Raw genomic sequence first — 15,188 nt, forward strand, 5'->3', positions numbered from 1 at the left:
TTTGCTGAATTAGTTTTTGGCAGTTGTGGTTGAATCGATTACCTGAACTTTTTGTCCATCTCGTACCCTTCGGGCTCCTTCCACGATGACTTGACTCCCTGATGATATTCCTTCGAGCACTTCCAAATAATCACCTTGGGTCTTTCCAGGGGTAATGATTGATTTTTTGGCCATTATTTCTCCGTTTTCCTCGCTAATCAGGTACACATATTGTTCTCCTTCCGCGTTTTCCGATACCACACTTTGTGGAATTAGAATCGCGTTCTCATTGGTGTAGTCGTTGATTTTTACCTTGGCCGTCAAATTGGGTTTTACTTTTCCGTTCTTGTTGGGTACAGGAATCTCTACGCTAAAGGAACGGTTGCTGGGATTGATAAAGTTTCCCGTTTGACGCACCTGAGTGGTAATGCTCTCGCCCAATACCGGAAAATAGACTTCTGCCTCCTTACCTACGGTCACATTGGGTAAATGACTTTCGGGTACTTCCACATCAATGTACATATCGGATAGGTTGACAATACGGAAAACCTCCGACCCCGGCCCCGGGCTTACTACGGTACCTTGGTCTTTGATAATGTTGTCAACAATTCCCGAGAAGGGGGCACGTATGGAAGATTTCCCCACTTGGCTTTCCAATTGTTTCACGGCGCTCTGTTGGGCTTCGTACTGGGTTTTGGCCTGTAGGTACTGTATTTCCGAACCAATATTCTGTTCCCAAAGCCTTTTTTGACGCTCAAAAGTAGTCTTCGCCAGCTCTGCCTGGGTCCTCAATTGTGCCAATTGGCTGGAAAGTCCGCCATCATCAATGGAGGCTAAGAGTTGACCTTTGGATACTTGCTGTCCTTCCTTAACATAAACGCGATAGAGGGTTCCGGCCATTTCTGGGTATACCAAAACGTTTTGGTCGGTCATCACATCTCCTTGCAATTCCAAAAAGTGCTGGAACTTTTGCGGCGCTACGGTAAGTGCGGAAACCAACGGCAATTTGGAATTGTCGTCCAGTTCGCCAATGGCCTCGTCCAATTGTTTTACCTGTGCTTCCAAGGCCTTTAATTCTTCGGTAACCGAATTACGCTTGGCGCGAATGGCTTCCACGTCTTTGCTGGCTATTACGTTTTCTACGGAATTGCTGCTCCCGCTTCCGCACGAAGCCAGGATCAAGGCGGTTATTGTGATATATATTGCTTTCTTCATGATGGAATGGTTTTCTCCTTTGTTTATTGATTTATAATGTTTTCCAACGCCGTTTTTTTGTTGATTACGTCGACCATGGATTGTAGATATTCTTGTTGACTTGTGTATAGCTGGGTCTGTGCCTGTCTCAACTCAAAACTAGTGGCCAAACCTTCGGAATATTTGATCTGGTTCTTTTTTTCGATGCGTTCTGCAAGGTCCAGGTTGTCTTTGGAAGTGCCATATTGCTCAATGGCCAGGATATAATCGCTCTTGGCCGTTTCGAGCTGAAGGCGAATCCGAGATTGGGTCTCCGTAAACTGGGTCTTGGCTTTTTCCAACGCAATTTTGGCACGTTGGGTGCTGGCGCTTCGTTGCAACGAACTAAAAATGGGAATGTTGAGGTCTACCCCTAAAATAGAGGAACCGAACCACTGTTGGCCGCTGCTAAAAAAGTTGAAACGATCGCTAAAGGAGTTTCCACCATAGTTGACAAAAGCGTTCAAGGTTGGAAGTGCTCTACTCTTGGCCAATTTCAACTCAAGGAAACGCTGTTCATTGAGGTTGGCGGCCATTTTAAAGTCCACGTTTTTTTCAATGTTGAATTCAGATTCTATCAATCCCAAATCGATTTGCTTCTGGGTAAGGTCATCCAAATTTTCGGTCAACACTGTTGGGGCGTCAATAGGGAGTCCAAGTACCAGGTTCAACATTTGCCGTGTGATTTTCTCCATCCTACGGGCATTCTTAAGTTGATTCTCAACGGAAGACAATGTGATCTGCAATTGGTCCACACTCTCTTCATCTCCAAGGCCGTTCTCGTAAATACGTTTGGTCTCGTAGAGGTTTTCCTCCAAAGTGGCTTTGTTCTTTTCGGAAATCAACACACTTTCTTGCGCCAAGAGCACATTGCCGTAGGCTTCTACCACCGATTTACGTACATCCAATTCGGTTTTTTCCTTGTTGTTTTGACTATAATCCAAAAAGGTCTTGGTAGCCTGAACGCCCACGATGTAGGATCCGTCAAAAATCTGCTGGGTCAAGGTTGCCGTAGCTGTCATGGATTGTGGCTGTCCGAAGACCACTTCCTGAAAGGTGCCTGGCTCTCCACCAAAAAATTCGGCCGGAATCTGGGCCACAGGTTGCTTTAACTGATTTTGGTAGCTTACCCCTCCGTTGATCTGCGGAAGTCCCGAAGCAATGGTTTCCCATTTTTGCTTTTGGGCATCCAGTATATCTCTCTCTGCATTTTGGGCGGTGTAATTGTGCTCCAGTGCATAGGTGATAGCCTGACCCAAGCTAAAGCTGGGTATGGAATCCTGAGCGGAAGCCAACCAGGGCAATATGAATAGTAAGGTGATTAGTGTTTGTCGCATTTATTCTTGATTTGAATTGATGATTGAGTTGAGTATTTGTCTTCCTTTGGGTGTTACGATGCCCCTTAGATGATATTCCAGATAGTAATCCAGTAGTTCTACCTTGTTAAATATCTTGGTGGGGAAAAGGTTGTTATCCTTAATGCTCATGACCCCGGAGAAATAAATTCTGGAAACAAATTCCACGTTGAGGTTGTCGCGGTAGATGCCCATTTGCATGCCTCGCTTCACATTTTCGATAACGCAGCCATGCATGGAACTGTATTGCCTCTCCTTAAGGGTTGCATGGATTTTTGGGTAATATTTTTGCAATTGGTACAAGGGTGAGGACTTCTCATCCTTTAAGTGCACCATTACAAATCTTTTGATCTCATACAGTTCTTCAATAGGATTTTTTTTCAGTTCTACAATGTTGTCGATTCCGCAAGTGATAAAATCACACATGGTCATGGTAGATTCTTCCACCAGTTCCGTTTTGTTTTTAAAATGTGAATAGATGGTCTTTTTGGATATCCCCATCTCATGGGCCAAATCGTCCATGGTGATGCTCTTAAAGCCTAGATTTAAGAACATTTCGGTTGCTTTCTGTATAATAGTCTCCCTCATAATCGGGCGCAAATGTAACCATGGAAACTTTAAAAACAAAAAAAGTTTCCATGGTTTTACAATTTTTTAACGAAGGATTGATTATTTGTTTTAACTACGTTTTTTGCCTTGGGCAAACACAGGAACCACCGCTGTTTTTTGGTGGGATTCCTTTTCTATGGAGGTGCCCAACCGCCAAAAGAATGGACGCAATGGATACAGGTACTTTTTTCTGGGACTATTCTTCTTTTGATTCATCATGATTGTCGTTTTTGATTTTTTGTACATATGCTTTGAAGGCTTCTTCGCCCTCTTCTTTCCAAAATTGATCGTAGTGTTTCCATTCATCAAAATCCCGTCTCCATGAACCACATTTGTTGGACGACCTCAGTTTCTTTTTGTGACTGCCGCCCTTGCTTTTTCCACCACCGCCACCAAAGCCAAACAACAATTTGGCCAAAACAAATATTCCCAGTGCCTGCCAATAGGAGACGGTTCCAACTCCGAATAGATCGGGCATGAGCCAGTTCCAAAGGCGCATGAGCAGATAATTGGCCAAGAGGAAGACCAAAATCCCCAAGATGACCATGGCTATGACCTTAATTACTTTTTTTACCGTGTTCTCTACCTTTTTTTCTACAGCTTTCTCGAATTCTTTTTTATGTTCCATGACTCATTTCTTTTAAGTTTTCCAATTTTTTTGATAGTTCCGACATGGCGCGGTGTCTTCTGGACATTAGTGTGCCTGCCGGTATTCCTGTTTTTTCTGCTATTTCTTTGTAATGGTATCCTTCAAAATCTATGGCAATGACGATATCCCGGTAGGGAGGTTTTAGGTCCTGTACCGCTTTTTTTAGGGCCTGCTCCATTTCGGGAGAGTAACTATTGTCCGCATCACCATAAAAAAACTCCGCAAACTCCCGCCATTGTTGTTCGATGTGCTCACTGGGCAGTTTTTTTTCCTTCCTTCCCCGCATAATGTCTATGATCCTGTTGCGAATGGCGTTGTACACAAATCCACCCACGTTATTGATGGGAATGGCATCATCTGACCTCGAAAATATGCGTAACGCAACATCCTGCACTATATCCTCGGCATCCCGTTCCGATGTGTCCCTGATCTTCGACTGCACATACGACCGTAACGAGCCATACTCCTCCGTAAAGAAGTTGGTCAGGTTGTTATGGTTATCGGTTTTGGCTGCCATTCGGTTACTTCAGGTTGCACTTCACTTATAGAGACGGGTAAAAAGAATTCTATTGCAGTTTTTTTGAAAAATTTTTTCAAAAACCTCATAATTAGAATATTGGGATGGGTCAACTCTAATTTTGAAAGAGGGCCATTCTCAATTTCAATATTTGAACGTATTTTTGATTCCATGTCAGAAATCGATATCATTAGTCAGTACAGGGAGCAGTTTGTTACGTATCTCAAAGAAAGAACCCAATTGGCGGAACCCAAAAACCTATACGAACCCGTACAGTATATTTTGGGATTGGGGGGCAAACGAATGCGGCCCATACTCACCTTGATGACGGCCGAGGCCTTTGGCGGAAAAATTGAGGATGCCATGGATGCGGCTCTTGCCGTGGAAATGTTCCATAATTTTTCGTTGGTGCATGACGATATTATGGACGATGCCCCATTGCGTAGAGGGAAGGTCACAGTACACGAAAAGTGGGATGTGAATACTGGAATTCTATCCGGGGACGCCATGTTGATACTTTCCTATCAATGTTTCGAAAGCTACGCGCCTGAAACGTACGCTGAACTCACCAAACTATTTAGTAAAACCGCCCTTGAGGTATGTGAGGGTCAACAGTACGATGTCGATTTTGAGACCCGGGACGATGTGACCATCCCCGAGTACCTAAAAATGATTGAATACAAAACCTCCGTACTCGTGGCAGCTGCCATGAAGATGGGTGCTATTGTGGCAAAAGCTTCTCAAAAGGATGCCGATGCCATTTACGAATTTGGCCGGAATCTGGGTATTGCTTTTCAATTGCAGGACGATTATTTGGATGCCTTTGGCGACCCAAAAACCTTTGGCAAGCAGGTAGGGGGCGATATTATGGAGAACAAAAAGACCTATCTGTACCTCAAATCCCTCGAAAACGCCTCTAAAGACAATCAGGAAGGGCTAGTGCATTTGTATTCCATCAAACCTGACGATTCCACGGCCAAAGTAGCCGCCGTTAAGACCATTTTTAAGGAAAGTGGAGCTGTGGATGAAACCAAAAAAGCGATACAGGATTTCACCCAAAAAGCATTTGACGCTTTGTCAGAAACAGGACTGCCTGACAAAAATAAGGCGTTGTTGAAACAGTTCGGCCAAAGTTTGATGGAGCGCACGGTTTAGAAAAGCCGATGGAGCAAGGCTTTGATGAAAGGCATGGGTTTGGGAGCTGTCACCATTTGGAGTTCTTCCCAAACATTAGTCTCATTTTCTAGAAACTTCAATATCAATGAAGCTTTTCTTTTTTTGAACATGGATTCAAAAATATCATGCCCCAAGTGATTCTTTTTGTACAAAATGTCCAATAGTAACATGTCATAGTACAAGAACCGGCTATTTTGGTGATATTGGGTCAACGGTCTTCCTGTTTTGAGATACGCAACCAGTTGGGGTACTTGCCTAGCGGTGTTGTAAAACGTATATCCTGTACTGGGTTTGGCCCATCCACCGGCAATCCCGATATGAAAAATCTGCTCTGAATTATGTTGATGAAACGGATAGCAAGTCATCGGGATACTTCCAAATTCGGTGTCTTGAACGGAGTAGGCTATGTCGCCAAAATTTTGGGCGATGTAGGCCTTGATCGCTTCCTCATACTCGTTTTTTTCCAATAGATGCTCGGAGAAGAGTGTGTATTCCAACAGGGCTTCTGTTTCCGAAAAGGGGAGGGTGTACATAAATCGAGTGTTGCCCTTTTGGGGCACTGAAAAATCCATGAAGGTCGCTTCACTCTGGTTAAAAACCGACCGGTCTGTTTTTATATGCCATCCCAAAAAATGTTGTTGCAGAACTGGGAATATGGATTGTTTTAGCGGCAGGGAAGGGTCGTACAGACTGGAAAATACCGTTTGTCCTGTAAATTCTTGTGTAACTGTGGTCACAACAACCTCATGTTCGTGCTCTTCGAATTGTTGCACTTCTTCCTGTATCCAAGTGACGTTGGGGTAGGCTTTTACTCTTGGGACAAAGTGATCGTAGAAATCAATCCCCCGCAGCATTTTATAGGTATAGGGGGCAATGGATGTGGATTGTTGGAACTTTTGGCCACCCACATAAATGTGGTTCCAAGTTTTGTGAATTAAGTCGTCAAATCGACCGATGCCCCGTTCCCAAAAGCACCAAGTGCGGTCGTTTTTGGATTTATCGTCCTTATCCAACACCAAAATGGATTTGGAGGCAAAGAAAGGGTCCTTTCCTAAGGTATCCGCCAAAAGGAGACCAGCGGCTCCCGCACCTATGATGATGTAGTCGTAGTTGGGCATGTTGTCAAAAATAGGCAATTGAAAGTTCGAATAACTTTTTCTTTTACTCCAATTATTCCTCTACGATTATTAAAGGATAGATTGCTGTTATTTGTTTTCTAAGGCTATCATCCAAGTCTTCAAAACTGGCACCAAATTTTTCTAGCGAAAGCTTTTCTCTTAAATCATTAACTGTATTATAAACGATATCTATCGTGTTCCTGTAAACAGAATATGTTGTCTTACCACTATAGGCTACCACAAATGTTGCCTCGGATTTGTTTCTTAAAGCGTGTTGTTCAATGTAGCTGGCTAATTTTTCTTTTGAAACTTGATTGTGACCAACATAGACTTCATCTTTTTCAGTGATCGTTATATGCAATGCCTTGTCTGGGTCGTAATCTTTGACTTCTTGGAAATCCTCGTTTATTCCCGCTTGGGTATCAACCATGCAAAAGACTAGAAAGGACAGTCTTTTGTAATAATCTAGGGTAAAATCTTCTTTGGATAATAATTCCAACATCTTTCTGGCTAAGGATTTCGGAGAATCAAAAGCAAATTGTTCTATCTGTTTTACTATTGACTTATTGTAATTTGTTGAATCAGCACTTTTGATCTGATTGCAAACTATAGTCTTTTGAGGATCATATCCTCTTAATTTTTGACTCTCTAAACAGAATAGCTTGGACGGTTCCTTTTTGGGATGTGTCCCATTAACCATTCCTTTTAGCAACTGGATATAGCTTTTTCCACTTTCGTCAATCAAGAACCCCTCTCGAATCAGAAGATTTTGATAATCAAACAATAATTGTTTGTAGCCCTCTCCGTCATCGGCATAAGATTGATAGTAGCAATCCATAAGCTGTTTTTCAATTCTTTCAGTTTGCCCTAAACCTGTAAAATGGGAAAACAGGATTACCACAATGGATAGGAAATGAATCTTCATTCGATATTATTTTCTAATTGTATTTATCAATTTCAAAAACCAATGTATGATTAATAATATCATGGGCAAAATAGCGATTCCGTAAGTGTATCCCCAGAATAATTTCATGGCCAGTTGGCCTCCCTGAAAACCAGTCGCCGTTCCCGAAAATGAAAACGATAAATTCCCAGAAAGTAAATACGATATGGGTACCCAAAGAACTGCAAAACCTACGGAAAACTTAAGAAGTTGGTTGAGGAGTTTGTATGTTGTGTTATGATCTCTAAACTTTTTCACGCCAAAATAAATCGTCAAGGGCAATGCAATTAGGCCCATCCACGTAATTGGGGTTCCCATCGGAATGGAACTCCCTTCATAAATCGGGACGGTCAAAATGGAGGAGCCGCTTATCAAGAGTGTTATGACAATGATAATAATCGCCAAACAGGCAAAAAAGTACGGTTGGGACTTAGGCATTTTTTAAAATTAAGCCTTTACAAGATAACTATTCTATTTTTTGTTCAGGGACTCTTAAAAGCATACTAAGAAGTTACTTTCGTAGAGAATGATCCTTTAGGGTTAGGGAACAGTGTCCAATGCCCGTCATTTAATTTAGACAAAACGAAAAATAAATTTTGTTAAATAAAAATGTATTTTTGAAAAAACATTTTTGATGACGCGATCAGAGGAAAATTATTTAAAAGCCATTTTTCATTTGGGTGGCGGAGATTCCAAATCCATTACCACCAATGCTATAGCGGAACAGATGGAAACCAAACCCTCGTCCGTCACGGATATGGCCAAGAAATTGTCCGAGAAAGGGTTGGTGGACTATGTGCGCTACCAAGGCGTTTCGTTGACCGAGGCTGGGGTACAGACAGCATTGTCCATTATCCGTAAGCACCGTTTGTGGGAAGTTTTTTTGGTCAAGAAGCTCGATTTTACTTGGGATGAGGTACACGAAGTGGCCGAGCAATTGGAACACATCAAAAGTGAAAAGCTGATAGACAAAATAGATGAACTCTTGGATTTTCCCAAGTATGACCCTCATGGTGACCCCATTCCCACCAAGGATGGGAAGTTTCAGGAGCGAGATGAGAAATTGCTCAGCGAAATGCCCATCAACTCCAAAGGGGTGTGCGTTGGAGTGAAGGATTCTTCGGTTCCCTTTCTCAAGTTTTTGGACAAGAACAACATCGCTTTGGGTAATACCATCCAGATTTTGGATAAAGAGGATTTTGACAATTCCCTTCGGATACGAATGGAGGGGAATGAAATGCGGATATCCCATCAAATTGCATCAAACTTATTTGTGAAAAAGAATAGCTAATGGAAGCAGTAATCGATTATTTTGAAGGTATCGACCCTATTTTGGCAGCGCTTTATGCCACCTTGTTCACTTGGGGATTGACCGCGGCTGGGGCAGGTCTTGTGTTTTTGTTTAAAAGTCCAAAAAGGGCCCTAATGGATGGCATGTTGGGCTTTACCGGTGGCGTTATGGTCGCCGCCAGTTTCTGGAGCCTATTGGCACCGGGCATTGAGATGAGCGAAGGGGAAGGCTTTGTCAAGGTCATACCAGCGGCTGTTGGATTTTTATTGGGCGCAGCCTTTATTTTTGGACTGGATAAAATTCTGCCCCATATCCATATCAATTTTAAAATGGACGAAGCAGAAGGGGTCAAAACACCTTGGCACCGCACTACACTCCTGGTTTTGGCCATTACCCTGCACAATATTCCCGAAGGATTGGCCGTAGGTGTCCTTTTTGGGGGTGTAGCCTCCGGCTTTGAAGGCGCTACCATTGGCGGTGCCGTGGCCTTGGCTTTGGGTATTGGGCTGCAAAACTTTCCGGAAGGCTTTGCCGTTGCGGTGCCAATGCGCAGGCATGGACTCAGCCGCAGAAAAAGTTGGATGTATGGTCAGGCATCCGCCATTGTGGAACCTATTGCCGGTGTACTGGGCGCTTGGGCCGTATTGACCTTTGAACCCATTTTGCCCTATGCCCTTGCATTTGCCGCAGGAGCCATGATTTTTGTAGTGGTTGAAGAGGTAATCCCAGAAACGCAACAGGACAAATACACCGATATCGCCACTATGGGTTTTATCGGTGGATTTATTATTATGATGACCTTGGATGTAGGATTGGGGTAAACTATCCCCCAATCAAATCGAATACACCTTTGATCAAAAATTCGTCGGATTCGGTTAGTTGTTCCGAAATGATTTCCGAATAACCATCATACGAATTTCCCTGAGCTACGGGGATGCGTTCAAAGGTATAGCCATCTTCTTTCTTGATTAATTTTAGGACGTAATGGTTTCCTTCAGATTCGATTACCGCTTCTTCGGGCAATGCCCATGTTTGTACCGTATCGGTCATGATCATGGCATCCACAAACATCCCTGGCAAAAAGTTGGTATCCTCTTCGTGCTCCAAATGCCCGTGCACCTTTATGGTTCGCTTATCGCTGTCAATCGATGTTCCCACCAAGTATACCTCCGCATTAAAACTTGTCTCGGACGCCTCGGGAATCTTGAACAGGATCTTTTGTCCTTTCTTCACCTTCAAAATGTCTTTCTCAAAAACAGTTAGCTCTAGGTGAATGTGATCATTGTTTACAATTTCCAATATTTCTGTAGCAGGGGAGACATAACTTCCCTTGGCCACGTTCATTTTGGTGATACTTCCTGTAATAGGGGCATAAATGGCAGCCTGTGATGAGATTTTTCCCTGCTCCACAGCGCTAGGGGAAATATTGAGCATCTGTAATTGTTCCTTTAACCCTTGATATCTTGCTTTGGCTGTATCATAATTGCTCTTGGCCTGAAGAAAGTTCTTTTGAGAGGCAATTTTCTCTTCAAACAGTGTTTGGTTTCTTTCAAATTCAGCTTTTAAGAAATCCAACTGGTTGAAAATTTCGAGATAATCCTGTTGCATCTGCACAAACTCTTGGTTTTCCAAAACCACCAAAAGTTGACCTTCTTTTACTCGATCGCCTACCAAAAGGGAAGTCTGCTTTACAAATCCTCCCATAAATGCCGTAATACTGGCCCTGTTTTCTGGAGGAACGTCGATCATTCCAGAGGTCTCTATGATTTTGGGAAAGGTTCTTTTCTCTAAGGTGCCGATCATCAGATTATTGGTATCGAATTGGTCTTGTGTGACCACGATTCCTGTTTCTTCTCCTTGTTCTTCAGCACTAGATGCTTCACTGTTTTTATTACCGCAGCTCACCATCAAAAGGAGTGCAGCAGATATTTGAAATATATGTTTCATTGTTATAATGTTATGGTCAAATAATTAATAGCGATTACAGTTTGGTTGTACTGGTTGAGCACATCCAAATAATTGAGTTGGATTTCGTAAGCATTTTCCAAACTTTGGATGTATTGGAAAAAGTCGATTTCTCCATTTTGAAAGTTTCCCGTGGCCGCTTTCAAAATTTGATCGGAAAGTAGACCGCCTTCGTCCTCATAATAGGAGAGCTCCTTGGCCTGTTGTTCCAATTGACCCATCAGCGTTTTATATCGCTGGTCCATGGCTACGCTAATCTCCGTATTTTCCATTTCCGTAATCTTAGTTTGAATTTTGGACGATTTCACCTTACTACTGTGCCCAAAGAAGAAAATGGGAACGCGTACCCCCACTTGAAGACCGTAAAGGGATGTACCCAGACCGCTGTTGGTTCCTTGAAAATATTCCAAGTTGAGATCGGGCAGCAATCGGTTTTCCTCTAAGCTTTTTTGGGCATTGCTCAGCTGTTGGCGATTGTCCAAAAAAGAAGTTTCCGTTGGCATCATCCCTTGCATATTGACCACGGCAAGCTTTTCTGGCATTTCGGTCGCTATTTGCAAACTGTCTTCTGTCTGGACCAGACTTGCAATCTGACCGTAGGTGGTCAACAGCTGCTGATTTATCTTGGCATAGGTGTTTACAATCTGTCGTTGTTTGGCCGTGGCCGTCACCTTTTCCAGATAGTTGGTCTCGCCAAGTTCAAAACGTCTGTCGGCAGCATGTGCAAACCTACTATAAACACTGTCCAGTGTCCGGTAAAGCTTTGCTTTTTGGTGTAAGGTCTGGTATCGGTAATATGCATTGCTCAGGGCCTGGTACAATTGCTTCTTTTGAATTTCAAACGATGATCTCTGTAGCTCATAGTTCGATTTCTGAAGCCTATTCTTGGCTCCGTAAACGGTAGGGAATTCAAATTGCTGTTGTACCCCAAACACCCGTATAGGCTGATTGTTAATAGCCAAGTTGTTCTCATCATATTGATAGTAAATATCCGTTTTGTCAAACTCAAAAGCGGTTCCCTTAAGCGTTTCCGCTTGCTCTACCATTAAGGAGCGGGCTTGGATACCCTTGTTATGCTCCAACGATAGGGCCATCAAGTCTTCCAAATTCAATTGGGTCTGCGAAAAACCTGAAATGCTGACCAGAAGCAATAACGCGGTTAGCGTATTTTTGTTCAATTTACCCATACTTCTTCTTTTTCTTATTCCACGGAATTTTATGTGATGTGAATAAGCGTATAAAACAGGCAGTACGACCAAGGTGAGCATAGTTGCCGTTACCAATCCACCGATGACCACGGTAGCCAAGGGTCGCTGTACCTCGGCACCCGCATTGGTGGATACGGCCATGGGCAAAAAGCCCAATGCTGCCGCCGAAGCAGTCAATAAAACCGCACGAAGCCTGTCCTTGGTACCCTGTTTGATCAAATCTTCCATAGAATCAAAGTCCTTTCCCTTGAGTTCCTTGAAATGTTCGATGAGTACGATGCCGTTGAGTACGGCAATACCAAAAAGGGCAATAAAGCCTACCCCGGCCGAAATACTGAAGGGCATATCGCGTAACCAAAGCAAGAGTACCCCACCTACCGCTGATAGCGGGATGGCGGAAAAAATAAGTAAAGCTTCCTTGACCGATCCAAAGGCAAAATAGAGCATAATAAAGATGAGTAATAGAGCAATGGGCACGGCAACCATCAATCGGGACTTGGCATTTTGGAGGTTTTCGAACTGTCCGCCATAGGTAATAAGATAGCCTGGGGGCAGAGCGATGTTGTCCTTAACCAATAATTGGATATCATCGACCACAGATTGAAGATCTCGGTTCCTGACGTTGATACCTACAACGATACGTCTTTTGGTATCATCACGGGAGATTTTGGCTGCACCTTTTTGATAGGTAATTTCTGCCAGTTCGCTCATCGGGATTTTTCCTCCATTGGGAATGTCCACATAAAGGTTCCGCAGGTTAGAAATATCTTGTCGGTTCTCTGAATCCAAGCGAACAGCTAAATCAAATTGACGTTCCCCCTCGAAAACGCTGCCTACTACCTTTCCGGCAAAACCCATGGAAATCATTTCATTGAGATCGGCAATGTTGAGCCCATGCCGCGCAATTTTGGCTCTATCGAAGGAGACGTTCATCTGGGGAAGACCTTCCACTTTTTCTACGACGATATCGGACGCTCCTTCCACGTTTTGGATGAGATCTTTGATTTCGTTGGCCTTTTTGCTCAAGGTTTCCAGATTCTCCCCAAATATTTTGATGGCAATATCGGCCCGTACCCCTGTGATCAATTCGTTGAAACGCATTTCAATGGGCTGGGTAAATTCCACTTCCATCCCTGGGATTATGGAGAGGGCTTCTTTAAACTTATCGGCCAGTTCGTCCTTGGTTTCTGCAGAGGTCCACTCGCTCTTTGGTTTCAAGGAAATGATAACGTCACTTTCCTCCATTGACATAGGGTCTGTGGGTACCTCTGCTGCACCGATACGGCTCACCACTTGTTTTACCTCGGGAAATTGCTCCATTAGGATTTTTTCGATTTTGGTGGTCGTTTCTACGGTTTTGGCCAAAGAAGTCCCGGTTTTTAGTACCGGTTGAATCACAAAATCCCCTTCGTCCAAAGTGGGCACAAATTCACCTCCCATGGAAGAGAACAAGGCTATGGCTCCTACCAAAAGTGCAGCGGCGATGGAAAGCACTAATTTTTTGCTTTTCATGGCCCATTCTATAACAGGTTCATACTGCTTATTGATCCAGTTTACCAAACGGACGGATATGTTTTTGGAGGACTCCTTGGATGGTTTTAAGAACAGTGCTGATGCCACTGGCACATAGGTAAAGCAAAACAATACAGCTCCCAAAAGGGCAAAACTGAACGTCAACGCCATAGGTTTGAACATTTTGCCTTCTACACCGCTCAATGATAGGATTGGGATGAATACGATCAAAATGATCAGCTGGCCGAACACGGCAGAGTTCATCATTTTGGTAGCGCCCTCAACTGTTATTTTATCCTTTATGGATTGCGTGTCGTCCTTGCTCAAGTTGACCAGCTCTCCCTGCCTTCGGGTTATTTGAAATGCAATGTACTCTACAATGATTACGGCACCATCTATGATGATTCCAAAGTCAATGGCTCCCAAACTCAATAAATTGGCATCCACCCCAAAAATGTTCATCAAGGTTAGGGCAAACAACAGGCAGAGTGGAATAACCGAGGCGACCACCAGTCCAGAGCGCCAGTTGCCCAGGAGCAATACGACCACAAAAATGACGATCAAGCACCCCAAGACCAAGTTTTCCGTAACGGTAAAGGTTGTTCTTCCGATCAGTTCACTACGATCCAAGAAGGGGTTGATGTAAACTCCTTCGGGCAAGGATTTCGATATCGCTGCGACCCGTTCCTTGACCGCCTCGATAACACGTTTGGAGTCGGCATCTTTTAGCATCATGATTTGCCCGAGGACCTTTTCGCCCTCCCCATTTCCTGTTATCGCCCCAAAACGTGGCGCACTTCCAAAACCGACCTTGGATATATCCTTGATGTAAATTGGGATTCCGTCCCTTGTGGTGACCACGATGTTCTCAATATCGCTCAGGGTGCTCACCAAACCTTCACCTCGAATAAAATAGGCTTGGTTTACTTTCTCGATATAGCCACCGCCGGTAACACTATTGTTTTTTTCCAAGGCAGTGAACACTTCTCTGGCGGTGATATTGAAAGCGTTCAATTTTTGCGTCTGTATGGCCACTTCGTATTGTTTGAGGTGCCCTCCCCACGTGTTCACCTCGACCACTCCTGGAATTCCGGAAAGCTGCCGTCTTACGATCCAATCTTGGATGGTGCGCAGCTCCGTGGAGGAGTACTGGTCCCTATATTTAGGTTTTACATCCAAAATGTATTGGTAGATTTCTCCTAATCCCGTGGTGATCGGACCCATCTCCGGGGTTCCAAAGCCTTCGGGTATTCGACTGGATGCAGATTTGATTTTTTCCGCAATGAGCTGTCGTGGCAAAAAAGTGCCCATGTCATCCTCAAAGACGATAGTGACCACCGAGAGACCGAACTTGGAAACAGAACGGATTTCCTTAACGCCAGGAAGGTTCGCCATTTCCAACTCTACGGGATAGGTTACAAATTTTTCCATATCCTGGGTAGAAAGGCTCCTTGAGGTAGTGATGACCTGCACTTGGTTGTTGGTGACATCGGGAACGGCCCCGATAGGTATTTGTGATAGCGAGTATAGCCCCACCAAGGCTATGGCTACCGTAAAAAGAAGAACAATAAACTTGTTCCGTATGCTAAAGTTGATAATTTTTGAAAACATGATTCATAGAATAATAGCATTA

14 protein-coding genes are annotated in these 15,188 nt (G+C 43.7%); 3 read left to right on the plus strand and 11 right to left on the minus strand.

The window, feature by feature from the left end; all coding sequences use genetic code 11:
* Positions 1–9: 9 nt before the first annotated feature.
* The 6 genes from EO130_RS05725 to EO130_RS05745 form a co-directional block, all read right to left on the minus strand.
* Positions 10–1,194: an efflux RND transporter periplasmic adaptor subunit gene (locus EO130_RS05725; RefSeq protein WP_127140556.1), complete on the minus strand. Its 1,185-nt coding sequence runs from the start codon at positions 1,192–1,194 to the stop codon at positions 10–12.
* 23 nt (positions 1,195–1,217) lie between these two features.
* Positions 1,218–2,549, minus strand: a complete 1,332-nt coding sequence (locus EO130_RS05730; RefSeq protein WP_127140557.1) for a TolC family protein — start codon at positions 2,547–2,549, stop codon at positions 1,218–1,220.
* On the minus strand, positions 2,550–3,155 hold the full coding sequence (locus tag EO130_RS05735) for a TetR/AcrR family transcriptional regulator (RefSeq protein ID WP_127140558.1): 606 nt from the start codon (positions 3,153–3,155) through the stop codon (positions 2,550–2,552).
* A gap of 90 nt (positions 3,156–3,245) precedes the next feature.
* A complete protein-coding gene (locus EO130_RS15400) occupies positions 3,246–3,395 on the minus strand; it encodes a hypothetical protein (RefSeq protein WP_164732879.1) in 150 nt (49 codons plus the stop codon).
* Positions 3,373–3,804: a hypothetical protein gene (locus EO130_RS05740; RefSeq protein WP_127140559.1), complete on the minus strand. Its 432-nt coding sequence runs from the start codon at positions 3,802–3,804 to the stop codon at positions 3,373–3,375. Before EO130_RS05740 ends, EO130_RS15400 begins: the two co-directional genes overlap by 23 nt.
* Positions 3,794–4,342 (minus strand): RNA polymerase sigma factor, encoded by a 549-nt coding sequence (locus EO130_RS05745; RefSeq protein WP_127140560.1) that lies wholly within the window; start codon positions 4,340–4,342, stop codon positions 3,794–3,796. Before EO130_RS05745 ends, EO130_RS05740 begins: the two co-directional genes overlap by 11 nt.
* 171 nt (positions 4,343–4,513) lie before the next feature.
* Between EO130_RS05745 and EO130_RS05750 the strand changes: the two genes are divergently transcribed.
* Entirely contained in the window at positions 4,514–5,497 is a 984-nt protein-coding gene (locus tag EO130_RS05750) for a polyprenyl synthetase family protein (protein WP_127140561.1), read from the plus strand.
* Here EO130_RS05750 and EO130_RS05755 read toward each other — a convergent pair.
* From EO130_RS05755 to EO130_RS05765, 3 genes are read right to left on the minus strand one after another with little or no spacing between them, the layout of a single operon-like run.
* Positions 5,494–6,636: a lycopene cyclase family protein gene (locus EO130_RS05755; protein WP_127140562.1), complete on the minus strand. Its 1,143-nt coding sequence runs from the start codon at positions 6,634–6,636 to the stop codon at positions 5,494–5,496. The two genes, EO130_RS05750 and EO130_RS05755, sit on opposite strands and share 4 nt — an antisense overlap.
* A 52-nt stretch (positions 6,637–6,688) precedes the next feature.
* Positions 6,689–7,561, minus strand: coding sequence for a hypothetical protein (locus tag EO130_RS05760; protein WP_127140563.1), 873 nt, complete (start codon positions 7,559–7,561; stop codon positions 6,689–6,691).
* Between the two features lie 6 nt (positions 7,562–7,567).
* Positions 7,568–8,017, minus strand: a complete 450-nt coding sequence (locus EO130_RS05765; protein WP_127140564.1) for a hypothetical protein — start codon at positions 8,015–8,017, stop codon at positions 7,568–7,570.
* Positions 8,018–8,213: 196 nt separating this feature from the next.
* On the opposite strand from EO130_RS05765, the gene EO130_RS05770 reads away from it, so the two are divergent.
* Both EO130_RS05770 and EO130_RS05775 read left to right on the plus strand, forming a co-directional pair.
* Positions 8,214–8,870, plus strand: coding sequence for a metal-dependent transcriptional regulator (locus EO130_RS05770; RefSeq protein ID WP_127140565.1), 657 nt, complete (start codon positions 8,214–8,216; stop codon positions 8,868–8,870).
* Positions 8,870–9,691 (plus strand): ZIP family metal transporter, encoded by an 822-nt coding sequence (locus EO130_RS05775; protein ID WP_127140566.1) that lies wholly within the window; start codon positions 8,870–8,872, stop codon positions 9,689–9,691. The genes EO130_RS05770 and EO130_RS05775 overlap by 1 nt, the downstream gene beginning before the upstream one ends.
* 1 nt (position 9,692) lies before the next feature.
* On the opposite strand, the gene EO130_RS05780 is transcribed toward EO130_RS05775, so the two are convergent.
* Both EO130_RS05780 and EO130_RS05785 read right to left on the minus strand, forming a co-directional pair.
* The gene (locus EO130_RS05780) at positions 9,693–10,817 is read right to left on the minus strand and encodes an efflux RND transporter periplasmic adaptor subunit (RefSeq protein WP_127140567.1); all 1,125 of its coding nucleotides are present in this window, start codon (positions 10,815–10,817) and stop codon (positions 9,693–9,695) included.
* A 2-nt stretch (positions 10,818–10,819) separates the two neighbouring features.
* On the minus strand, positions 10,820–15,166 hold the full coding sequence (locus EO130_RS05785) for a CusA/CzcA family heavy metal efflux RND transporter (protein WP_127140568.1): 4,347 nt from the start codon (positions 15,164–15,166) through the stop codon (positions 10,820–10,822).
* Positions 15,167–15,188 lie beyond the last annotated feature (22 nt).

This window comes from Flagellimonas marinaquae, from assembly GCF_003992675.1.
Taxonomy (GTDB): Bacteria; Bacteroidota; Bacteroidia; order Flavobacteriales; family Flavobacteriaceae; genus Flagellimonas; species Flagellimonas marinaquae.